Source organism: Sphingomonas profundi (assembly GCF_009739515.1).
Classification (GTDB): Bacteria; Pseudomonadota; Alphaproteobacteria; order Sphingomonadales; family Sphingomonadaceae; genus Alterirhizorhabdus; species Alterirhizorhabdus profundi.
This window is the reverse complement of the sequence record NZ_CP046535.1, coordinates 1082137-1102340: the sequence shown is the minus strand read 5'-3', so window position 1 is coordinate 1102340 and position 20204 is coordinate 1082137. Positions and strand designations below refer to the sequence as shown.

General features: G+C 70.3%; 20 protein-coding genes. 9 read left to right on the top strand and 11 right to left on the bottom strand.

Features of this window, described 5'->3' with window-relative positions; translation table 11 throughout:
* The first annotated feature begins 166 nt into the window (after positions 1–166).
* Positions 167–619, top strand: a complete 453-nt coding sequence (locus GNT64_RS05170; protein ID WP_156678537.1) for a copper chaperone PCu(A)C — start codon at positions 167–169, stop codon at positions 617–619.
* A gap of 1 nt (position 620) precedes the next feature.
* Here GNT64_RS05170 and GNT64_RS05165 read toward each other — a convergent pair whose 3' ends face one another.
* The 4 genes from GNT64_RS05165 to hrcA are packed head-to-tail and all read right to left on the bottom strand — an operon-like array spanning position 621 to position 3690.
* On the bottom strand, positions 621–902 hold the full coding sequence (locus tag GNT64_RS05165; protein WP_156678536.1) for a hypothetical protein: 282 nt from the start codon (positions 900–902) through the stop codon (positions 621–623).
* Between the two features lie 9 nt (positions 903–911).
* On the bottom strand, positions 912–2012 hold the full coding sequence (locus GNT64_RS05160) for a DUF4258 domain-containing protein (protein WP_231639282.1): 1101 nt from the start codon (positions 2010–2012) through the stop codon (positions 912–914).
* Between the two features lie 59 nt (positions 2013–2071).
* Positions 2072–2638, bottom strand: a complete 567-nt coding sequence (gene grpE / locus GNT64_RS05155; RefSeq protein WP_156678534.1) for a nucleotide exchange factor GrpE — start codon at positions 2636–2638, stop codon at positions 2072–2074.
* Positions 2635–3690 carry a heat-inducible transcriptional repressor HrcA gene (gene hrcA, locus GNT64_RS05150; protein ID WP_156681440.1) on the bottom strand — a complete coding sequence of 352 codons (1056 nt, stop codon included), beginning with the start codon at positions 3688–3690 and terminating at the stop codon, positions 2635–2637. The genes grpE and hrcA overlap by 4 nt, the downstream gene beginning before the upstream one ends.
* 166 nt (positions 3691–3856) lie before the next feature.
* Between hrcA and rph the strand changes: the two genes are divergently transcribed.
* From rph to hemW, 3 genes are all read left to right on the top strand, one after another.
* Entirely contained in the window at positions 3857–4573 is a 717-nt protein-coding gene (rph, locus tag GNT64_RS05145; RefSeq protein WP_156678533.1) for a ribonuclease PH, read from the top strand.
* Complete coding sequence (gene rdgB, locus GNT64_RS05140; protein ID WP_156678532.1) at positions 4570–5238, top strand: RdgB/HAM1 family non-canonical purine NTP pyrophosphatase; 669 nt, start codon at positions 4570–4572, stop codon at positions 5236–5238. The genes rph and rdgB overlap by 4 nt, the downstream gene beginning before the upstream one ends.
* A gap of 214 nt (positions 5239–5452) precedes the next feature.
* Positions 5453–6577 carry a radical SAM family heme chaperone HemW gene (gene hemW, locus GNT64_RS05135; protein ID WP_156678531.1) on the top strand — a complete coding sequence of 375 codons (1125 nt, stop codon included), beginning with the start codon at positions 5453–5455 and terminating at the stop codon, positions 6575–6577.
* A 39-nt stretch (positions 6578–6616) separates the two neighbouring features.
* On the opposite strand, the gene metH is transcribed toward hemW, so the two are convergent.
* From metH to GNT64_RS05115, 4 genes are all read right to left on the bottom strand, one after another.
* Positions 6617–9376 carry a methionine synthase gene (gene metH / locus GNT64_RS05130; RefSeq protein WP_156681439.1) on the bottom strand — a complete coding sequence of 920 codons (2760 nt, stop codon included), beginning with the start codon at positions 9374–9376 and terminating at the stop codon, positions 6617–6619.
* A gap of 120 nt (positions 9377–9496) precedes the next feature.
* A complete protein-coding gene (locus GNT64_RS05125) occupies positions 9497–10546 on the bottom strand; it encodes a homocysteine S-methyltransferase family protein (RefSeq protein WP_156678530.1) in 1050 nt (349 codons plus the stop codon).
* Positions 10547–10712: 166 nt separating this feature from the next.
* Positions 10713–11666 (bottom strand): methylenetetrahydrofolate reductase [NAD(P)H], encoded by a 954-nt coding sequence (metF, locus tag GNT64_RS05120; RefSeq protein ID WP_156678529.1) that lies wholly within the window; start codon positions 11664–11666, stop codon positions 10713–10715.
* The gene (locus GNT64_RS05115; protein ID WP_156678528.1) at positions 11663–12640 is read right to left on the bottom strand and encodes an ArsR/SmtB family transcription factor; all 978 of its coding nucleotides are present in this window, start codon (positions 12638–12640) and stop codon (positions 11663–11665) included. Before GNT64_RS05115 ends, metF begins: the two co-directional genes overlap by 4 nt.
* Positions 12641–12748: 108 nt before the next feature.
* On the opposite strand from GNT64_RS05115, the gene GNT64_RS05110 reads away from it, so the two are divergent.
* The 3 genes from GNT64_RS05110 (at position 12749) to GNT64_RS05100 (ending at position 14421) form a co-directional block, all read left to right on the top strand.
* Entirely contained in the window at positions 12749–13672 is a 924-nt protein-coding gene (locus GNT64_RS05110) for an MlaA family lipoprotein (RefSeq protein ID WP_156678527.1), read from the top strand.
* A gap of 138 nt (positions 13673–13810) precedes the next feature.
* The gene (locus tag GNT64_RS05105) at positions 13811–14068 is read left to right on the top strand and encodes a hypothetical protein (RefSeq protein WP_156678526.1); all 258 of its coding nucleotides are present in this window, start codon (positions 13811–13813) and stop codon (positions 14066–14068) included.
* A gap of 128 nt (positions 14069–14196) precedes the next feature.
* Positions 14197–14421: a hypothetical protein gene (locus GNT64_RS05100; protein WP_156678525.1), complete on the top strand. Its 225-nt coding sequence runs from the start codon at positions 14197–14199 to the stop codon at positions 14419–14421.
* 162 nt (positions 14422–14583) lie between these two features.
* Here GNT64_RS05100 and groL read toward each other — a convergent pair whose 3' ends face one another.
* The 3 genes from groL to GNT64_RS05085 all read right to left on the bottom strand — a co-directional run bounded on the left by groL (position 14584) and on the right by GNT64_RS05085 (position 17559).
* Positions 14584–16239 carry a chaperonin GroEL gene (groL, locus tag GNT64_RS05095; protein WP_156678524.1) on the bottom strand — a complete coding sequence of 552 codons (1656 nt, stop codon included), beginning with the start codon at positions 16237–16239 and terminating at the stop codon, positions 14584–14586.
* 36 nt (positions 16240–16275) lie between these two features.
* Positions 16276–16563 carry a co-chaperone GroES gene (gene groES / locus GNT64_RS05090; RefSeq protein WP_156678523.1) on the bottom strand — a complete coding sequence of 96 codons (288 nt, stop codon included), beginning with the start codon at positions 16561–16563 and terminating at the stop codon, positions 16276–16278.
* A 201-nt stretch (positions 16564–16764) separates the two neighbouring features.
* Positions 16765–17559 carry an aspartyl/asparaginyl beta-hydroxylase domain-containing protein gene (locus GNT64_RS05085; RefSeq protein WP_156678522.1) on the bottom strand — a complete coding sequence of 265 codons (795 nt, stop codon included), beginning with the start codon at positions 17557–17559 and terminating at the stop codon, positions 16765–16767.
* A gap of 227 nt (positions 17560–17786) precedes the next feature.
* Here GNT64_RS05085 and sppA point away from each other — a divergent pair, with 227 nt between their 5' ends.
* Together sppA and GNT64_RS05075 are read left to right on the top strand one after the other, a co-directional pair.
* The gene (gene sppA, locus GNT64_RS05080) at positions 17787–19667 is read left to right on the top strand and encodes a signal peptide peptidase SppA (RefSeq protein ID WP_156678521.1); all 1881 of its coding nucleotides are present in this window, start codon (positions 17787–17789) and stop codon (positions 19665–19667) included.
* Positions 19664–20203 carry a GNAT family N-acetyltransferase gene (locus GNT64_RS05075; RefSeq protein WP_231639280.1) on the top strand — a complete coding sequence of 180 codons (540 nt, stop codon included), beginning with the start codon at positions 19664–19666 and terminating at the stop codon, positions 20201–20203. Before sppA ends, GNT64_RS05075 begins: the two co-directional genes overlap by 4 nt.
* Position 20204: the final 1 nt, after the last annotated feature.

Sequence of the window (20204 nt, the reverse complement as noted above, 5' to 3'; positions counted from 1 at the left end):
TTGACCTCTCGATCCCCCAAGTCCAATGCCGCCGGCCACCCCCCTTGCCAGAGAAGCGAAGGTGCCGAAGCGACGGTTACGGGGGCGATATAGGGGTGCTTTCGCTTGCCGCAAGACACGGCGGCGGCTTATGGCAGCGCCACTTTTCCGCAATGGAACACCGCCGATGCGCCTGCCGATCCTCGCCGCCCTGCTGTGCCTTGGCGCGGCCGCCTGCCAGCCGGCCGCGCCGGATGTCGTGGCGGTGAAATATGCCTGGGCTCGCCTCTCGCCGGTGCCGGGCCGGCCGGCCGCACTCTACTTCACCCTCACCGGCGCCGCCGCGCCGGAGCGGCTGGTCGCGATCGAGAGCGCCAGGGTGCAGCGCATCGAGCTGCACGAGAGCATGGGCGGCGGCATGCACGGCATGAGCGGGATGCGGCCGCTCGCCGGCGTGGACGTGCCGGTCGGCGGATCGGCGCTGTTCCAGCCGGGCGGCAAGCATGCGATGCTGTTCGGCGTCGATCCGGCGCTGAAGCCCGGCGCCGCCCTGCCGCTGCGCTTCCGCTTCGCCAGCGGCAAGGTGACGGCGGCCGAGGCGAAGACCATCGGCGCGGGGGATGCGGCGCCGGCGGAGTAGATTATCCGCCGTTCGCCATGGCGGCGGCGACGAAGGCATCCCGATCGCCGCACGGCGCGCTGAGGCCCAGATACTCGCTCTCGACCTTAGCCAGATAGCGGCTGATCTCCTCGGCCGAATAGTTCACGTCCAGCATCTGCTCTACACGCCGCAGATAGGTGTCATATTCGTCGCTGGGCAGCGGCGGAAACGGCAGGCCGGCAGCCTCCGGCGATCCCGCCATCGGCACGCCGATCGGGTTCCAGTGTTCGGCGCACAGCTGGCGAAGGCGATCGAGCGACATACGCTGCTCCTAATAGACCGTGATGACCCGGCCGGTGACATTGTCGACGATCGCCGTCACGCCATTTGCGGCGCTGTGATAGACCGTGGCGTTCGGGCCTGACGGCGTCGGAACGCCATGCCGGATGGCGTCCTCTATTGCGCTCGGCACCAATCCCCGCTCCTGCATCCGATCGAACGCGTGCCCGCTGAACTCGCGGCCGTTCACATAACCGCGCGCGTTGCGCGGCACGCCTTCGGGAAATTTCAGCTGGCGGCTGCTGTTCTCCAGCCCGGGAGAGCGGCGGCCGACCATCGCATTCGCCGGACGTTCGCCCGCCGCGCTCGGTCCACCGGAGCCGCCGCCATCCGCCGTCCGCTGCCCGCCGATCTTCTTCGCCTGCAGGCGGGCGAGCAGCCAGGCGAGAAAGGCCTCACCCAGCTTCACGAAGGCATGGGCGAAGCGCTTCGCCGCCGCGTCCAGCGCGGCCTCGTCGCGCGCTTCGGCCGCGGCGACCGCGGCGGCGATGAACTCGTACACCGCCTGGATGCCCGCGAAGCCGGCACACGCATAGGCGATCGCCAGCAGCGCGGCATCGATCGCCGCCGCCGATACGCCGCCCAGCTGCGCCAGCACGATGGCCACGCAGAAGGCGACCATCAGCGCCACCGTCCGCGCCGAGAGCAGCTGGTCCAGCAGCGCCCGCAGCTCCGGCCCGACATGCGCGGCGGAGCGGCGCAGCGCCTCCTCGATCCGCTCGGCCCGGCTCCAGCCGGAAACCGGCCCGCGCGCGCCCGCGCCCGGCGGACGCGGCGCCACCCGCGCCGTCGTCAGCGTCGCCGGCAGCGCCGCCGTCGCCGCGTGCGGCACATAGAGCGCGACGAGCCGGTTGTGGGCGAGCGCCTGCTCGAACGCGTGCCGCAGTTCGGTGTCGGAGGCGACGCGCGGCTCCCCGCCCAGGCCCAGCCGGGGCCAGTACCAGCGCAGCTTCGTGACAGCGCGGGGATCGGCGAACAGCGCCTGCATCGCGGCATAGCGCCTGCGGTGGGCGCGCAGCACGCCGGGGAACAGGCCGGGCGGGCCGACGAGCACGTGGCCGCTGCCCGATCGGATCTCCACTGCGCCCATCACGGACGGCATCTCCTGTGCGCCGGCGCCGCCTCAGCGGCGACGCCGCATCGGTGCCACGGTCAGGCCTGCGCGTCCACCTTCGGCGTCGCGGCGCCCGCCTTGGCCACGCCCACCATCGCCGGCCGCAGCAGCCGATCCTTGATCATGTAGCCGGACTGCATCTCGTGCACCACGGTGCCGGGCTCGGCACTCTCATGCTCCACCTCCATGATCGCCTGATGGCGGTTGGGGTCCAGCTTGGCGCCCATCGCCTCGATCTTGGTCACGCCGTTGCGCTGGAGCACGGTGTCCAGCTCCTTGCCGGTCATCTCGATGCCGGTGACGAGCGGCTTCAGCTTCTCGTCGGAGCGCAGCTCGGCCGGGATCGCCGCCAGCGCGCGCGCCATGTTGTCGGCGACGGAGAGCAGGTCGCGGGCGAAGCCGGTGGCGGCATAGGCCTGCGCGTCCTGCTTCTCCTTCTCCAGCCGGCGGCGCACATTCTGCGTCTCGGCCTGCGCGTAGAGCACCTCGTTCTTCAGCCGCTCCAGCTCGCCCTCCAGCCGGGCGAACGGGTTCTCCTCGGCGGTCGCCTCGTCGCGAACATCCTCGCCGGCCTGGTTGTCGTTGGTCATATTGTCGTCGTTCATGCCATCAATCTCGATAGTGCCTGTGCGGTGAAATCCACCATGGGCACGACGCGCGCATAGTTCAACCGCGTCGGCCCGATCACCCCCACCACGCCGACCACGCGGCCGTCGCCGCCGCGATAGGGCGCCGCGATCACCGACGAGCCGGAGAGCGAGAACAGCTTGTTCTCCGAACCGATGAAGATCTTCATGCCGGCGCCCATCCGCGCGCTGTCCAGCAGCCGGGCGATCTCCTGCTTGCCCTCTATCTCGTCCAGCAGCAGGCGCACGCGCTCCAGATCGGCCACGGCGGTCGGATCGATCAGGTTGGCGGCGCCGCGCACGATCAGCACCGGCCGCGCGTCGGTATCCTGCGACCATACCGCCAGCCCGCGCGCGATCAGCTCCCGCGCGGCCATGTCCAGAGCCGCCTGCCCCTCGCCGATCTCGGCGCGCAGCCGCGCCTCCGCCTCGCGCAGGGTAAGGCCGGAGAGCCGCTCGCTGATGTAGTTGCCGGCCTCTACCAGCGCCGAGGGGGGCAGGCCGGCAGGCAGATCCACCACCCGGTTCTCCACCGTGCCGTCGCTGCCCACCAGCACCGCCAGCGCCTGCCCGCGCGACAGCGGCACGAAGCCGAACTGGCGCAGCACCGGCTCCCGCCGCGGCACCAGCACGATGCCGGCGCAGGCCGACAGGCCGGAGAGCGCGGCCGAGGTCGCCGCCAGCGCCTCCTCAATCGGCCCGCCGGCGGAGACCCGCGCCTCGATCGCCGCCCGCTCCTCGGCCGAAGGCGCGGCCGCCTGCATCATCCCGTCGACGAACAGCCGCAGCCCCGTCTCGGTCGGCAGCCGCCCGGCGGAGGTGTGCGGGCTGGCGAGCAGGCCGCGCTCCTCCAGATCCTGCATCACGTTGCGGATCGAGGCGGAGGACAGGTTCAGCCCCAGCTGCGCGATCGTGCGCGAGCCGACCGGCTGGCCGGAACCGAGATAGCTCTCCACCACCAGTCGGAACACGTCCCGCGCGCGGGACGACAGTTCCACGATCGGCGCGCCGGGGGTGAGGGGCAGGCTCATCTGCTGGATGTAGGCCCGTCCGCGCTCTGCCTCAACCTCGACGCGACGCGGCGTCATGCCGCGATGTTTCGGATGGATCCCGGATCAAGTTCGGGATGGCGTCAGGCCGGGCTGGCCCCGTCGCGCCCGCGCGGCTAAAGCGCCGCGATCAATTGAAAGGAATGCCATGCGCCCCTCCGGCCGCGCCCCCGATCAGATGCGGGCGATCACGATGGAAACCGGCTTCACCAGGCATGCCGAGGGATCGTGCCTCGTCGGCTTCGGCGATACCCGCGTGCTCGTCACCGCCAGCCTGGAGGAGCGGGTGCCGCCGTTCCTGCGCGGCAAGGGCAAGGGCTGGGTGACGGCGGAATATGGCATGCTGCCCCGCGCCACCCACACGCGCGGCTCGCGGGAGGCGGCCAAGGGCAAGCAATCCGGCCGCACGCAGGAGATCCAGCGGCTGATCGGCCGCTCCCTGCGCAGCGTGATGGACATGGCCCTGCTCGGCGAGCGCCAGATCACGATCGACTGCGACGTGCTGCAGGCGGACGGGGGCACCCGCACCGCCGCCATCTCCGGCGGCTGGGTGGCGCTGCGGCTGGCGGTGGACGGGCTGCTCGCCAGCGGCGCCCTGTCGGTCGATCCGATCACCACCCAGGTGGCCGCTATCTCCTGCGGCATATACGAGGGCACGCCGGTGCTCGACCTCGACTATATCGAGGACTCGGCAGCCCATGCCGACGGCAATTTCGTGCTGATGGGCGATGGCAAGATCGCCGAGGTGCAGGCCACCGCCGAGGGCGCGACCTATGACGAGGAGGCGCTGCTCCGCCTGCTGCGCCTCGCCCGCATCGGCTGTACCGAGATCTTCGCCGCCCAGCGCCGGGCCACCGGGCGGTGACGCCGATCCACCGGAAGCTCCTGCCGGGGCGGCTGGTGATCGCCAGCCACAATGAGGGCAAGGTGCGGGAGATCCGCGCCCTGCTCGCCCCCTACGGGATCGAGCCGGTGTCCGCCGCCGCGCTCGACCTGCCGGAGCCCGAGGAGACGGGCACCACCTTCGCCGCCAATGCGGAGCTGAAGGCGCGCGCCGCCGCCGATCTCTCCGGCCTGCCCGCGCTCGCCGACGACAGCGGCCTGTGCGTGGAGGCGCTGGGCGGCGATCCCGGCATCTTCTCGGCCCGCTGGGCGATACCGGGCGACAAGGCTCCGGCGGCACATGGCGCCGATGGAAGCCCGCAGGAGGCGGGCGAGGCGCGCGACTTCGATCTCGCCATGCGGCGCGTCGAGGATCGCCTGCGCGAGACGGATCCGGAATCCGGTCGCGACGCGCACTTCGTCTGCGCGCTCTCGCTCTGCTGGCCGGACGGGCATATCGAGACGTTCGAGGGCCGGGTGGACGGCACCCTCGTCTGGCCACCGCGCGGGCAGAGCGGCTTCGGCTACGATCCGATGTTTCGCCCGAACGGCCATGACGAGACGTTCGGCCAGATGGACCCCGCCGCCAAGCACGCGATGAGCCACCGCGCCGACGCCTTCGCCAAGCTGGTGACGGCGATATTCTGACCACCATGCCGCCCCCTTTTCCCGATCGCAGCCCTTACCCCGAGCGCAGTCCTTACCCCGATCGCAGTCCTTACCCCGAGCGCAGTCGAGGGGCGCCCACGGCAAGCGAAGGCCCCTCGACTTCGCTCGGGGAAGGTCTGCTGGTCTCGGGAAAAGGTCTGCTGGTCTCGGGGAGAGCGTCGCGCAGCATGCCGTCAATCCACTCGCCCTCTACATCCACTGGCCGTTCTGCGTCTCGAAATGCCCGTACTGCGATTTCAACAGCCATGTCCGCGCCGAAGTGGACGAGGATCGCTGGCGCAACGCGCTGCTGGCCGACATGGCGCACGAGGCGGCGCGCACCGCCGGCCGGCCGCTCTCCTCGATCTTCTTCGGCGGCGGCACGCCCTCGCTGATGCCGCCCCCCACTGTGGCGGCGCTGATCGCGGCCGCCGGGCGGCACTGGCGCGTCTGGCCCGATATCGAGATCACGCTGGAAGCGAACCCCTCCTCGGTGGAGGCCGCGCGCTTCGCCGATCTCGCGGCGGCCGGCGTCAACCGCGTCTCGCTCGGCCTGCAATCGCTGGACGATGCGGCGCTGCGTTTCCTCGGCCGCGCGCACGGCGTGGCGGAGGGGCTGGCCGCGCTCGATACGGCGCAGGCGCGTTTCGCCCGTGTGAACTTCGATCTGATCTACGCGCTGCCCGGCCAGTCGGTCGCGGCGTGGCAGGGGATGCTCGCCCGCGCGCTGGCGCTCGGCACCGGCCACCTCTCGCTCTACCAGCTCACGATCGAGCCGGGCACGCGCTTCGCCACGCTCGCCGCGCAGGGCCGGCTGCCGCCGGTCGATCCCGATCACGGCGCCGACCTGTTCGAGGCGACCCGCGCCCTCACCGCTGAGGCCGGCCTGCCCGCCTACGAGATATCGAACCACGCCCGCCCCGGCGAGGAGAGCCGCCACAACCTCACCTACTGGCGCTACGGCGACTATCTGGGCATCGGCCCCGGCGCCCACGGCCGCCGGCTGGGCGTCGCGACGGTGCGTCACCGCAAGCCCGAGAACTGGCTGGCCGCCGTCGCCGCGCGCGGCGACGGCCTGATGACGGAGGACGCGCTCAGCCCCGCGGCGCGCGCGACCGAGGCCCTGCTGATGGGCCTGCGGCTGACGGAAGGCGTCGATCTCGCTCGCCTCGCCTCCCGCGTCGGCCTGCCGATCGAGCGGATGGTGGACGCGGCGGCGATCGGGCGGCTGGCCGACCTCGGCCTCGTCGCGCGGGACCTCAGCCGTCTCCGCGTCACCGACGCCGGCATGCTCCTGCTCGACGCGATCCTGCCGCAGGTGGTGACGGCGGGGGACTGACCCGGATCGATCGCGACGGCCCGCGCGGCAACATGGCCCTCAGTCCAGGTTGGGCCGCAGCCAGCGCTCGGCCACGTCGAGATCGGCGTCGCGGCGGGCCGCATAATCCTCCAGCTGGTCGCGCCCCACCCGCGCGACGCCGAAATATTCCGCCTGCGGATGGCCGAAATAGAAGCCGGAGACGGCGGCGGTCGGCAGCATCGCGTAGCTCTCCGTCAGAGTGATGCCGGTCGCCTCGGTGGCGTTCAGCAGATCGAACAGGATCGGCTTCAGGCTGTGGTCCGGGCAGGCCGGGTAGCCGGGCGCGGGGCGGATGCCGCGATACTGCTCGCGGATCAGCGCCTCGTTGGTCAGCTGCTCGCCCTCGGCATAGCCCCACAATGTGGTGCGGACGTGGGCGTGCAGCTTCTCGGCGAAGGCTTCCGCCAGACGGTCCGCCAGCGCCTTCAGCAGGATGTCGCGATAATCGTCATGATCCGCCTTGAAGCGGGCGATATGCGCGTCGATGCCGTGGATGCCCACCGCGAAGCCGCCGATCCAGTCACCCTCGGGCGAGATGAAGTCGGCCAGGCACATGTTCGCCCGCCCCTCCCGCTTGCGGATCTGCTGGCGCAGCATGGGGAGACGCACAAGCTCCTCCCCGGCACGGGGAGGGAGACCATCCGCAGGATGGTGGAGGGGGGGTACGGCCTGGGACTGAACGAGAGGTTGCGCGGCGCCGACACCCCCCTCCACCGGCTGCGCCGGTCCCCCTCCCCGTTCCGGGGAGGAATTTACGACTATGTCGTCGCCCTCGCGCCGGCACGGCCACAGGCCAGTGACGCCCTTCGCCGTCAGCCACTTCTCGGCGATGATCTGGTCCAGCATCGCCTGCGCGTCGGCGAACAGGCTGCGCGCGCTCTCGCCGACGATCGCGTCGTCCAGGATCGCGGGATAATTGCCGGCCAGCTCCCACGCGCGGAAGAACGGCGTCCAGTCGATCGTCTCGCGCAGGTCGGCAAGATCCCAGCCGTCGAATACGTGGCGGCCCGGCCGCTTCGGCGCGGCGGGCTTCAGCGCCTCGTCGATCACGAACGCGTTGGCCCGCGCCTCCGCCAGCGGCGCCAGATCGCTCTGCCCCTTGTTGGCCCGCGCCACGCGCACCGCCTCATAGTCGGCCGCCGTCTTCTCGACGAAGGCGTCGCGCTGCGTGTCGCTCATCAGGGTGGAGGCGACGCCCACCGCGCGGCTGGCATCCAGCACATGCACCACCGGCCCGTCATAGGCCGGCTCGATGCGCAGCGCGGTGTGCACCTTGGAGGTCGTCGCGCCGCCGATCAGCAGCGGCATCGTCATGCCCTGCCGCTTCATCTCGGCCGCCACCGTCACCATCTCGTCGAGCGAGGGGGTGATGAGGCCGCTGAGGCCGATCATGTCGGCGTCGTTCGCCGCCGCCTGCTCCAATATCGTCGTCCACGGCACCATCACGCCAAGGTCGATCACTTCATAGCCGTTGCACTGGAGCACGACGCCGACGATGTTCTTGCCGATATCGTGCACGTCGCCCTTCACGGTCGCCATGATGATGCGGCCCTTGGCGCGGGTGCCGGCCACCTTCTCGGCCTCGATATAGGGCAGCAGGTGGGCCACCGCTTTCTTCATCACGCGTGCCGACTTCACCACCTGCGGCAGGAACATCTTGCCCGATCCGAACAGGTCGCCGACCACGTTCATGCCGTCCATCAGCGGCCCCTCGATCACCTCGATCGGCCGCGCGAAGCCCGCCCTCGCTTCCTCCGTATCCTCGACGACGAAGGCGTCCAGCCCCTTCACCAGCGCATGTTCCAGCCGCTTCACCACCGGCCAGCCGCGCCATTCCTCGGCCTGCTTCTCGGCCACCGCATCGGTGCCGCGAAACCGCTCGGCCAGCGCGATCAGGCGGTCGGTCGCGTCCTCCCGCCGGTCCCAGATCACGTCCTCGCACGCCTCGCGCAGCTCCGGATCGATCGCGTCGTACACGTCGAGCTGGCCGGCGTTGACGATGCCCATGTCCAGCCCGGCCTGGATCGCGTGGTACAGGAACACGCTGTGCATGGCGCGGCGCACCGGCTCGTTGCCGCGGAAGCTGAACGACAGGTTCGATACGCCGCCGGAGATATGCGCCCGCGGGCACCGGACGCGGATGTCGCGGCACGCCTCGATGAAGTCGATCGCGTAGCGGCGATGCTCGTCGATGCCGGTGGCCACGGCGAAGATGTTCGGATCGAAGATGATGTCCTGCGGCTCGAACCCGTCGGCGACGAGCAGGTCGTAGGCGCGGGCGCAGATCTCCACCTTGCGGGCGCGGGTGTCCGCCTGCCCCACCTCGTCGAACGCCATCACCACCACGGCGGCGCCATAGGCGCGCACCTTGCGGGCGACGGCGAGGAAGGCGTCCTCACCCTCCTTCATGCTGATCGAATTGACGATCGGCTTGCCGGAGACGCATTTCAGCCCCGCCTCGATCACCGACCATTTGGACGAATCGACCATGATCGGCACCCGCGCGATATCCGGCTCGGCGGCGATCAGCTTCAGGAAGGTGGTCATGGCGAACTCGGCGTCGAGCAGCCCCTCGTCCATGTTCACGTCGACGATCTGGGCGCCGTTCTCCACCTGCTGGCGCGCCACCTCCACCGCTTTGGTGTAGTCCCCCGCCATGATGAGCTTCTTGAACATGGCCGATCCGGTCACGTTCGTCCGCTCGCCGATATTGACGAAGGAGGCGCGCGAGGCGGCGGATGTGCCGTCGTCGGTCGGAAGGATCGGTGCGGTGGCCATGAGTACCTTCTTCGTCATCCTGAACTCGTTTCAGGATCCACCGCGTCACGAGAGCGGCGGCACGGGTGGAGAGATGGATGCTGAAACAAGTTCAGCATGACGGCATCGGCACGGCGCGGTTCACGCCGCCAGGATCATCGGCTCCAGCCCCGCCAGCATCGTCCGCGTCGGGGCGGCGGCCGGCACGCGCGGCGCGTGGCCGCGCACCGTCCGCGCCATCGCGGCGATGTGCGCGGGGGTGGTGCCGCAGCAGCCGCCGATCACGTTGATGAGGCCGGTGTCCACCCACTCGCGGATGAAGGCCGCCGTCGTCGCCGGCTCCTCGTCATAGGCGCCCAGATCGTTCGGCAGGCCGGCGTTCGGATAGACCATGACGAGCGTGTCGGCGAGCGCCGCCAGCGACACGACGTGCGGCCGCAGCTGCGGCGCCCCGAACGAGCAGTTCAGCCCCACCGTGATCGGCCGGGCATGGCGCACCGCCGCCCAGAACGCCTCGACCGAATGGCCGGAGAGGTTGCGGCCGGACATGTCGGTGACGGTCATCGAGATCATCATCGGCACCTCCGCCCCGCGCGCCTCGCCGGCCTCCAGCACCGCCATGATGCCGGCCTTGGCGTTCAGCGTGTCGAAGATCGTCTCGATCAGGATGAAGTCCACGCCGCCGTCCAGCAGCGCGTCGATCTGCTCGCGATAGACGTCCTTCAGCTCGTCGAAGTCGATCGCGCGATAGCCGGGATCGTTGACGTCGGGGGAGAGCGAGAGCGTCTTGTTGGTCGGCCCGATCGCGCCGGCCACGAAGCGCGGGCGGCCGTCCGCCGCCTCGGCCGTGTCGGCGGCGTCGCGGGCGATCTGGGCGGCGGCCAAATTCAGGTCGCGCACCAGGTGCTCCGCGCCGTAATCGGCCTGGCTCACCCGGTTGGCGTTGAACGTGTTGGTGGAAACGATGTCAGATCCCGCCGCCAGGTAGGCCTCGGTGATCTCGGCGATCACATGCGGCCGGGTGATGACGAGCAGGTCGTTATTGCCCTTCTGGTCGAACCCGGTGTCGATGTGCCCGCGATACTCGGCCTCGCCCAGCCGGTAGGTCTGGATCATGGTGCCGAACGCCCCGTCCGTCACCAGGATGCGCTTGGCGGCCTCCGCGCGGAAGCGATCGGCGACTGAGGTCATAGCGAAATCTCCGAAACGCGAACTCTGTGCGACAACCGCTCATCCTGAGGAGCCGCTGAGCCTGTCGAAGCGGCGTCTCGAAGGACAGCCACGGCCTGGGTCCTTCGAGACGGGCCTTCGCCGGGGCTCAGTCCCTCCTCAGGATGAACGGGGACGGTCTGCATGGTCACGCCGCCACCACTTCGCGCGCCGCAGTCACGGCCGCTGCCGGCCGCCGGCCCAGCAGGTGGCAGATCGCATAGGCCAGTTCCGCCCGGTTCAGGGTGTAAAAGTGGAAGTGGCGCACGCCGCCCGCGTAGAGCCGGCGGCACATCTCGCCCGCCACCGTTGCCGCCACCAGCTGGCGGGCGGCGGGGTGATCGTCCAGCCCCTCGAACAGCCGGTCCATCCACGGCGGGATGGCGGCGCCGCACAGCCCGGCGAACTTGCGCGTCTGCGCCACGTTGGAGACGGGCAGGATGCCCGGCACGATCTCCGCCGCGATGCCGGCCGCCGCCGCCCGGTCGCGGAAGCGGAAGAACGCCTCGGGCGAGAAGAAGAACTGGCTGATCGCGCGGTGCGCGCCGGCATCGATCTTGGCTTTCAGATTATCGATGTCGGCCTGGTCGTCCGCCGAATCCGGATGGCCTTCGGGATAGGCCGCCACGGAGATCTCGAACGGCGCCACCGCCTTCAGCCCGGCCACCAGCGCAGCGGCGTTGGCGAAGCCCTCCGGATGGGCCTCGAACGGCGTGCCCGCCTCCGCCGGATCGCCGCGCAGCGCCACGATGTGGCGCACGCCCGCCTCCCAATAGGCGCGCGCCACCTCCAATATCTCGTCCTTGCCCGCGCCGACGCAGGTCAGGTGGGCGGCGGCCGGAATGTCCGTCTCGCGCGCGATGCGGGCGACGGTGGCGTGGGTCCGCTCCCGCGTCGAGCCGCCGGCGCCGTAGGTGACGGAGACGAAGCGCGGCGCCAGCGGCGCCAGCGTGGCGATCGCGTTCCACAGCGTCTCCTCCATCTTCGCCGTCTTGGGCGGGAAGAACTCGAAGGATATTTCGGCGTCGCCGGCAAGGTCGGCGAACAGCGGCGCGTCCAGCGCGCGCCGCGCCTCTTCCAGCTGGGTGAGCGAGAGCGTCATGCCGCGAGTCCCTTGATAGCCGCCTCGGGCGATCGCCGCCCGAGCCACAGTTTCACCGTCAGGCCGTCCCCCGCGAGCTGCTCCGCCGGCGCGCAATCGAGGCCCGCCGCCGCGAACCAGCCGGCGATCTGCTCGTCGTCGAAGCCCAGCCGGGCGTGGGCGTCGCGGCTGCGCAGCAGCTCGTGATCGTGGGCCGCGAAATCGACGATCAGCAGCCGCCCGCCCGCCGCCAGCAGCCGCGCACTCTCGCCGATCGCGGCGCCCGGCTGCTGGGCATAGTGCAGCACCTGGTGCAGGATCACCAGATCGGCCGATCGCGGCCCCAGCGGCAGCGCGTACATGTCGCCCTGGCGCAGCTCGGCGCGGGCGATGCGGGGATCCGCCTGGCCCGCCGCGTCCAGCTTCGATCGCGCGATGCGCAGCATGGCCGGGCTGCGATCGATGCCGATCGCGCTCGCCGCCTCCGCCCCGAACAGCTCGATCATGCGGCCGGTGCCGGTACCCACGTCCACCAGGCGGCCCAGCGGCTCGCCCGCCAGCCGCCGGGCGATCGCCGCCTCCACCTCGCTCTCCGCCACGTGCAGCGACCGGATCGCGTCCCACTGGCCGGCATGCGCCTCGAAATACTCCTCCGCCGCGCGCGCCCGGTCCGCCCGCACGGCGGCGAGCCGGGCGATGTCCGCCTCGGTCACGCGATCGGCGCCATCCTCCGCCGCCCACGCGTCCACCGCCGCCAGCAGCGGCCCCACCCGGCGCGGATCGCCGAGGCCCAGGAACACCCAGCTGCCTTCCTTGCGGCGATCGGCCAGCCCGGCATCGGCGAGGATCTTCACGTGGCGGGATACGCGCGGCTGGCTCTGCCCGAGCACCTGTGCGAGTTCGCCAACCGACAGGTCCATCGCCCGCAGCAGCGCGACGATCCGCACCCGGGTGGGATCCGCCAGCGCGCGGAAGATGTCGAGGGTGCGTTCCATGCCCGATAGAGACATAAAGATATCTTTATATCCGTCAAGCGGCTTGTGAGTCCGCAGGCGCTATGGCACGCGCCGGATTCTCCATCAGCCCGATCCACAGGACCGCACATGCGCGTTTTCGTGCCCCTCGCGACCCTCGCTCTGCTCGCCGGCTGCGCCACGACGCCGGGCACCGACCGGCTGGCCGAGCGGGATCCGCTGCAGGGCCTCAACCGCGCCGTGTGGGGCTTCAACCAGGGCGTCGACAAGGTGGTACTGAAGCCGGCCTCCACCGTCTACCGCACCGTCACGCCGCGGCCGGCGCGGCGCGGCCTCTCCCGCCTGCTGGACAACCTGTCGGAGCCGTGGTCGTTCATCAACAACATGCTGCAGGGCAAGCCCGACCGCGCCTTCACCAATCTTGGCCGCTTCGTCGTGAACACCACGATCGGCGTCGGCGGCCTCGCCGATCACGCGACCGGCATGGGGCTGAAGCCGGCGCCGGAGGATTTCGGCCAGACGCTGGCGCGGTGGGGCGTGAACGGCGGCCCCTATCTGGTGCTGCCGATCCTCGGCCCGTCCACCCTGCGCGACGGGATCGGCTCGGCCGTGGCGCAGTTCGGCGATCCCTATCGCCTCTGCCTGCGCAAGTGCGGCCTCACGAACACGCAGCAGATCGCCGCGCAGGCGACCGAGATCATCAGCATCCGCGCCGACCTGACGGAGTCCGGCGCGGACGGGCTGCTCGACAGCAGCCTCGATTCCTACGCCACGGCGAAGTCGGCCTTCCTCCAGCGGCGGCGCGCGGCGATCCTGGACCAGGACGGCGACGCGGCGGCGATCCCGCCGGCCGGCCCGGGCGATGCCGCTGGCGGCGATGCGGGCGGCGGCGCGACAGGCGACACTGCCGGCAGCACTGGCGGCGATGCGTCGCTGGATGCCGCGGTGGCGGAGATCAAGGCCGAGCAGGCCCGGCAGGGCACGCCGGCGGAGGCCGCGCCCGCCCCTTCGACCCCCGCGACGGCGCCGCAGAACGCCGTCCCGCCGCAATGACTACTCAAACAAGAGACATTGCGCTCGACTCGGATGTTGGCTAAGGGCGGCCCGCTGGTTTCGGGGGGAACACGCCCGATCGCGCATGAACGGCGTACCACGTACTCCATCGTTTTCCCTGCTAGGAAGGTATCACCCATGAAGAAGATTTTCGCTCTGTCGCTGATCGCCGCCGCCTCGCTCAACCTCGCCGCCTGCAGCGAGAAGCCGGCCGCCGAGTCCACCGAGATGAACGCGACGGACACGAACATGACCGCCGACGCCGCCGTCGCCGACATCAACGCCACGGCCGAGAACGCCGCTGACGTCGCCGGCGCCGCGCTGGACAACGCCGCGATGGCCGACAACGGCGTTGCCGGTGGCGAGATGGCTGCCGCGGGCAACAACGCGATGTGATCGCCTCGGCGCGGGCCAGCCCGCGCCGGACGGATCGTCGATCGGCAGGGGTCGCGTCGCGAGACGCGGCCCCTTTTCGTTTGAACAGGTTCGGTTACTCTGCGGCCACGCGATCGCAGGAGAGCCCGATGACCCGACCGACCATCCTCGCCGCAGCGGCGGCCCTGATCCTCGTGGCCGGATGTGGCGCCCGCGACGAGGCGGCGGGCGGCGGCGCGCACAACGAGGCGGCGATGGCCGACAATCTGTCGATCGAGGACGTGCCGTCCGACAGCCTGGCCGCACCCAGCGACATGCCGCTGGACAGCGAGAGCAACGGCGTCGGCAGCGCCAGCGGCGGCAATGCGATGTGATATGCCGGCCACGCGCCGCGAGGGCACGCTCTGCGCGCGGCGAACCTGAACGAGAAAAGGGCCGGGGATCGCTCCCCGGCCCTTTTCTTTTGGCCGAAGGCCGGACTGCATTCCGGCGGGTCTCCGGATGCGGCGGCGCCGCACCCGGGATCCCGCAGCGGATCAGAAGTCCATGCCGCCCATGCCGCCCATGCCACCCATGCCGCCGGGCATGCCGCCGCCGGCCGGAGCCTTGTCCTCCGGCGCCTCGGACACGGCCGCTTCGGTCGTGATGAGGAGACCGGCGACCGAGGCCGCATCCTGCAGCGCCGTGCGCACGACCTTGGTCGGATCGATCACGCCGGCCGCGACCAGGTTCTCGTACACCTCGGTCTGGGCGTTGAAGCCCTGCGTCGGATCGTTGCCCTCGAGCAGCTTGCCCGAGATCACCGCACCGTCATGCCCCGCATTCTGCGCGATCTGGCGGACCGGCGCGTAAAGCGCCTTGCGGACGATGTCGATGCCGCGGGTCTGGTCGTCATTGGCGCCCTTCAGGCCTTCCAGGGCCTTGGTGGCGTAGAGCAGCGCGGTGCCGCCGCCGGGCACGATGCCCTCTTCCACGGCCGCGCGGGTCGCGTGGAGAGCGTCGTCGACGCGATCCTTGCGCTCCTTGACCTCGACCTCGGTCGAACCGCCGACCTTGATGACCGCGACGCCGCCGGCCAGCTTGGCGAGACGCTCCTGGAGCTTCTCCTTGTCATAGTCGCTGGTGGTGTTCTCGATCTGGCGACGGATCGCCTCGACGCGGCCCTTGATCGCCTCGCCGTCACCCGCGCCATCGACGATGGTGGTGTTGTCCTTGTCGATCTGCACGCGCTTGGCGGTGCCGAGCATGGCCACCGTGACGCTCTCGAGCTTGATGCCGAGATCCTCGGAGATCATCTCGCCCTTGGTCAGGATCGCGATGTCCTCCAGCATCGCCTTGCGGCGATCGCCGAAGCCCGGCGCCTTGACGGCCGCGACCTTCAGGCCACCGCGCAGCTTGTTCACGACGAGCGTGGCCAGCGCCTCGCCCTCGATGTCCTCGGCGATGATAAGGAGCGGGCGACCGCTCTGCACCACGGCTTCCAGGATCGGCAGCATCGCCTGCAGGTTCGAGAGCTTCTTCTCGTGGATCAGGATGTACGGATCGTTGAGCTCGACCGTCATCTTCTCCGGGTTGGTGATGAAGTAGGGCGAGAGGTAGCCGCGATCGAACTGCATGCCCTCGACGACGTCCAGCTCGAAGTCGAGGCCCTTGGCCTCCTCGACGGTGATGACGCCTTCCTTGCCGACCTTGTCCATCGCCTCGGCGATCTTCTCGCCGACCACGGTGTCGCCATTGGCCGAGATGATGCCGACCTGCGCCACCTCGTTGGAGCCGGCGACCGGCTTGGAACGCGCCTTCAGGTCTGCCACGACCTTCTCGACCGCCAGGTCGATGCCGCGCTTCAGATCCATCGGGTTCACGCCGGCGGCCACCGACTTCATGCCCTCGCGCACGATCGCCTGGGCGAGCACGGTCGCGGTGGTGGTGCCGTCACCGGCGACGTCGTTGGTCTTCGAGGCCACTTCGCGCAGCATCTGCGCGCCCATGTTCTCGAACTTGTCCTTCAGCTCGATCTCCTTGGCGACGGTGACGCCGTCCTTGGTGATGCGCGGGGCGCCGAACGACTTGTCGATGACCACGTTGCGGCCCTTCGGCCCGAGCGTGACCTTCACCGCGTCGGCGAGGATGTCGACGCCGCGCAGGATGCGCTCACGGGCGTCACGCGAAAAGCGTACGTCTTTCGCTGCCATGATGTGTTTTCCTTACCTGATATTGAGGGGAGAGGTTCAGCCGACGATCCCGAGGATGTCGCTTTCCTTCATGATGAGCAGATCTTCACCGTTGATCTTCACTTCGGTGCCGGACCACTTGCCGAACAGGATCTTGTCGCCGGCCTTCACGTCCAGCGGGGTGATCTTGCCATCGTCGGACTTCAGCCCGGTGCCGGCGGCGACGACCTCGCCCTCCTGCGGCTTTTCCTTGGCCGTATCGGGGATGATGATGCCGCCAGCCGTCTTCTCTTCGGCTTCGACGCGACGAACGAGCACGCGATCGTGCAACGGACGGAAACTCATTCAGGTGCCTCCTGCTGGGTGCGCCCGGCGCCGCCGCCCCTGATGGGACGATCATGCCGCCGGCCGCGATGAACCATCAGCCGCTTAGCACTCTCCGATCGAGAGTGCCAGCGACGCGCCGGATATGTTTTCGCAAGAGGCGACTGTCAAGGCGAAGGCCGCGCGATATCGCGCAAACGGTGGCGTGGGCGGGACCAGTCGTCAGGGATCAGGCGTCCAGTTCTGCACGCCCTTGCGGGCATCCTGCACGAAGCGCGAATGCTTGACGCCCCACAGGAACAGCCCGCCGATGATGCGGCCCAGCAGCCGCACCGGCCGCTTCACCTGCACCAGCAGCACGATCCGCGTCTCGTCCGTTTCGTTCAGCACCTCATGGTCGAAGCAGTCGTCGAATAGCAGGATGCGGTTCTCCTCCCAGCTCACCACCCGGTTCACCACCCGCATCCGGCACTTCTCGCGCTCGCGCGGCACCTGGATGCCCAGGTGCGAGGTGAGGAACGCCTTGGTGACGCCGGTGTGCGGCGGCAGGTGCGTGCCCGGCACCAGGATGGAGAAGAAGGCCGAATTCAGCCCCGGCACCTTCGACACCAGCGCCGCCGTGCGCGGACAGGCGGCGCAATTGGCCTCGTGGCGATAGCCGTAGCCGACGAGGAAGTAGGAGCGCCACTTGCCCGCCGGCGCGATCCGCCGGTGATCGGGCGAGACCTCGGCCAGCGATGGCACCGCGTTCAGATCCTCCAGCACCGCCTTCGCCTCGGCGCGGATCACGTCGGCATTCGCCTCCAGCATCTTGATCCACGGGAAGTGGCGCTGGTCCGGGAACGGATCGTTGCCGATCTTGGACTGGCGGACGATGAAGTCGTTGACCCACGGCTGCAGCTTGCGCCCGACGCGCAGGATCAGCGGCCGCTTCGGGATGAGCGCGGAACTCGGCGGCGGCGGATCGTCCGCCTGGCGCGGCGGCGGCGTGAACCGCTCGACGATCTGTTCCGCCATCGGCGAGCCCTCCTTGTGAACGCGACCGGCGGCGACTCCGGTCCGCCGCCTCGATAGCCATCGTCGCGGCGCACGGCCAGCCGCGTTCGTGCCAACCGCGTTCGTGCCAGCCGCGTTCGTGATTGCTGCGGGGCGTCGCCGCCTCTATCCAACGCTCTGGCGGACAAGGCTTCCGGCGGCGGCGGTGCGGTCCCGCCCCGGCCGGCGGCGGACATGAAGGTTGCGTGATGCGGATCGTGCGGGGCGTGTGGCGGCTGCTGGTGGGGATCAAGGACGCGCTCGTCCTGCTCGCCATGCTGCTCTTCTTCGGAGTGCTGTTCGCCCTCCTCTCGCTGTCGCCCAACCCGCGCCTGCCGGCCAGCGGCGCGCTGGTGGTGGCGCTGGAGGGCAGCCTCGTCGAACAGCCCTCGCAGGTGGAGCCGTTCACCGCGCTCGCCGGGCAGACGCCGGTGGTGAAGGAGTATCGCCTGCGAGACGTGATCCGCGCGATCGACGCCGCCGCCACGGACGGCAGCGTCAAGGCGGTGGTGCTCGATCTCGATCGCTTCACCGGCGGCGGCCAGGCGACGATCGCCGCCGCCACCCGCGCCGTCGATCGGGTGCGCGCCAGCGGCAAGCCGGTGCTGGCCTTCGCCACCGGCTATACCGACGACAGCTACCAGCTGGCCGCCCATGCGAGCGAGGTGTGGCTCGATCCGCTCGGCGCGGTGCTGCTGACGGGGCCGGGCGGCACGCACCTCTACTATAAGGGCCTGCTCGACAAGGTCGGCGTGGAGACCAAGGTCTATCGCGTCGGCCAGTTCAAGTCGGCAGTCGAACCCTTCACCCGCACCGATCAGTCGCCGGAGGCGCGCGCCGCCAATCAGGCGCTGGCCGATGCGCTGTGGCGCGACTGGCAGGGCGGCGTCGGCGCGGCGCGGCCGAAAGCCCGGCTCGCCGCCTATCTCGCCGATCCGGAGCCGATCGTCGCGGCGGCCGGCGGACGCATGGCGCAGGCGGCGGCGTCGGCCGGCCTCGTCGATCGCATCGGCGATCGTATCGCCTTCGGCGATCGGGTGGCGGCACTCGCCGGGCGCGGCATCGATCGGCATCCGGGCGGCTATGCCGCGATCCCGCTCGATCGCTGGCTGACGGCGCATGGCGAGAGCGACGCCGGCGCGCAGATCGGCGTGCTGACGATCGCCGGCATGATCGTGGACGGCAACGCCCCACCCGGCACCGCCGGCGGCGACACGATCGCCAGCCTGCTGCTGGACGAGCTGGCGAAGAACCGCATCCGCGCGCTGGTGGTCCGCGTCGATTCGCCGGGCGGATCGGTGATGGCGTCGGAACGGATCCGCGCCGCCATCCTGCAGGCCAAGGCGCGCGGGCTGCCGATCGTGGTGTCGATGGGCGCGGTCGCCGCGTCCGGAGGCTACTGGGTCTCCACGCCGGCCGACCGCATCTTCGCCGAACCCTCGACCATCACCGGATCGATCGGCGTCTTCGGCCTGCTGCCGAACTTCAAGGGCGCGCTCGCCAAGCTCGGCCTCTCGGCGGACGGGGTGAAGACCACCCCGCTCTCCGGCGAGCCGGACGTGCTGCGCGGCACCTCGCCCGAGTTCGATCGGCTGATGCAGGCAGGCATCGTCGACATCTATCGCCGCTTCACCGGGCTGGTCGGCCAGTCGCGCCACCTGCCGCTCGCCCGCGTCGACCAGATCGGCCAGGGCCGCGTCTGGTCCGGCGACGCGGCGCGCGGCCTCGGCCTCGTCGACGCCTATGGCGGGCTGGACGCGGCGATCGCCGAGGCGGCGCGGCGGGCGAAGCTCGATCCGGCGAAGGTGCGACCGCGCTATATCGAGAAGCAGCCCTCGCGCCTCAGCCAACTCGCCGCCGATCTCGCCAGCCAGAACCAGGACAGTGACTCGGCGCGTGCGACCGATGCCTTCTCCCGCCTCGCCACGCGGCCGGCGGATATGCTGCTGCACGCGTTCGGCGACATGAGCCTCATCGCGCGCGGCCCGGCCATTCAGGTCGTCTGCCTCGATTGCCCGGCGGCCGCCGCCCCGCGCACCGGCGATGCCGCGCTGGCGCGCACGCTGGTGCAGGCGCTCGCCCGCCCGTGAGCGTGACGACGATCCGGCCGGTCATGCCCGGCGACGCACCCGCGATCGCGGCGATCTACGCGCACTATGTCGATCACGGCGTGGCCAGCTTCGAGGAGGTCGCGCCCGACGCGGCGGAGATGGCCGGCCGCATCGCCGCCGTGCTGCCCGCGCATCCGTGGCTCGTCGCGGAGCGCGGCGGCCGCATCGTCGGCTACACCTATGGCCGCACCTATCACGCCCGCGCCGCCTATCGCTGGACGGTGGAGACGGCCATCTACCTGGCGCACGACCAGCGCCGCACCGGCGTCGGCCGGCCGCTCTACGAGGCGCTGCTGGACGCGCTGACCGATCGCGGCTTCGTCACCGCCATCGCCTCCATCACCGTGCCCAATCCGGAGAGCACGCGCTTCCACGAGAAGCTGGATTTCACCCCTATCGGCGTGATGGAGGGCGTCGGCTTCAAGCATGGCGCGTGGCGCAACGTGGGCTACTGGCAACTGGCGCTCGGCCCCCGTACCATCCCGCCGCCGACACTGCGGAGCGAGCCCGCCTAGA

Bases quoted from the DNA above. Each gene is read 5' to 3' on its own strand.
- GNT64_RS05085 (WP_156678522.1), bottom strand. From the start codon at position 17,559: ATGGCGGAACAGATCGTCGAGCGGTTCACGCCGCCGCCGCGCCAGGCG.
- groES (WP_156678523.1), bottom strand. From the start codon at position 16,563: ATGAGTTTCCGTCCGTTGCACGATCGCGTGCTCGTTCGTCGCGTCGAA.
- GNT64_RS05100 (WP_156678525.1), top strand. From the start codon at position 14,197: ATGACCCGACCGACCATCCTCGCCGCAGCGGCGGCCCTGATCCTCGTG.
- GNT64_RS05170 (WP_156678537.1), top strand. From the start codon at position 167: ATGCGCCTGCCGATCCTCGCCGCCCTGCTGTGCCTTGGCGCGGCCGCC.
- grpE (WP_156678534.1), bottom strand. From the start codon at position 2,638: ATGAACGACGACAATATGACCAACGACAACCAGGCCGGCGAGGATGTT.
- GNT64_RS05125 (WP_156678530.1), bottom strand. From the start codon at position 10,546: ATGACCTCAGTCGCCGATCGCTTCCGCGCGGAGGCCGCCAAGCGCATC.
- sppA (WP_156678521.1), top strand. From the start codon at position 17,787: ATGCGGATCGTGCGGGGCGTGTGGCGGCTGCTGGTGGGGATCAAGGAC.
- GNT64_RS05110 (WP_156678527.1), top strand. From the start codon at position 12,749: ATGCGCGTTTTCGTGCCCCTCGCGACCCTCGCTCTGCTCGCCGGCTGC.
- GNT64_RS05105 (WP_156678526.1), top strand. From the start codon at position 13,811: ATGAAGAAGATTTTCGCTCTGTCGCTGATCGCCGCCGCCTCGCTCAAC.
- metF (WP_156678529.1), bottom strand. From the start codon at position 11,666: ATGACGCTCTCGCTCACCCAGCTGGAAGAGGCGCGGCGCGCGCTGGAC.
- metH (WP_156681439.1), bottom strand. From the start codon at position 9,376: ATGGCCACCGCACCGATCCTTCCGACCGACGACGGCACATCCGCCGCC.
- hrcA (WP_156681440.1), bottom strand. From the start codon at position 3,690: ATGAGCCTGCCCCTCACCCCCGGCGCGCCGATCGTGGAACTGTCGTCC.
- GNT64_RS05165 (WP_156678536.1), bottom strand. From the start codon at position 902: ATGTCGCTCGATCGCCTTCGCCAGCTGTGCGCCGAACACTGGAACCCG.
- rph (WP_156678533.1), top strand. From the start codon at position 3,857: ATGCGCCCCTCCGGCCGCGCCCCCGATCAGATGCGGGCGATCACGATG.
- GNT64_RS05115 (WP_156678528.1), bottom strand. From the start codon at position 12,640: ATGGAACGCACCCTCGACATCTTCCGCGCGCTGGCGGATCCCACCCGG.
- groL (WP_156678524.1), bottom strand. From the start codon at position 16,239: ATGGCAGCGAAAGACGTACGCTTTTCGCGTGACGCCCGTGAGCGCATC.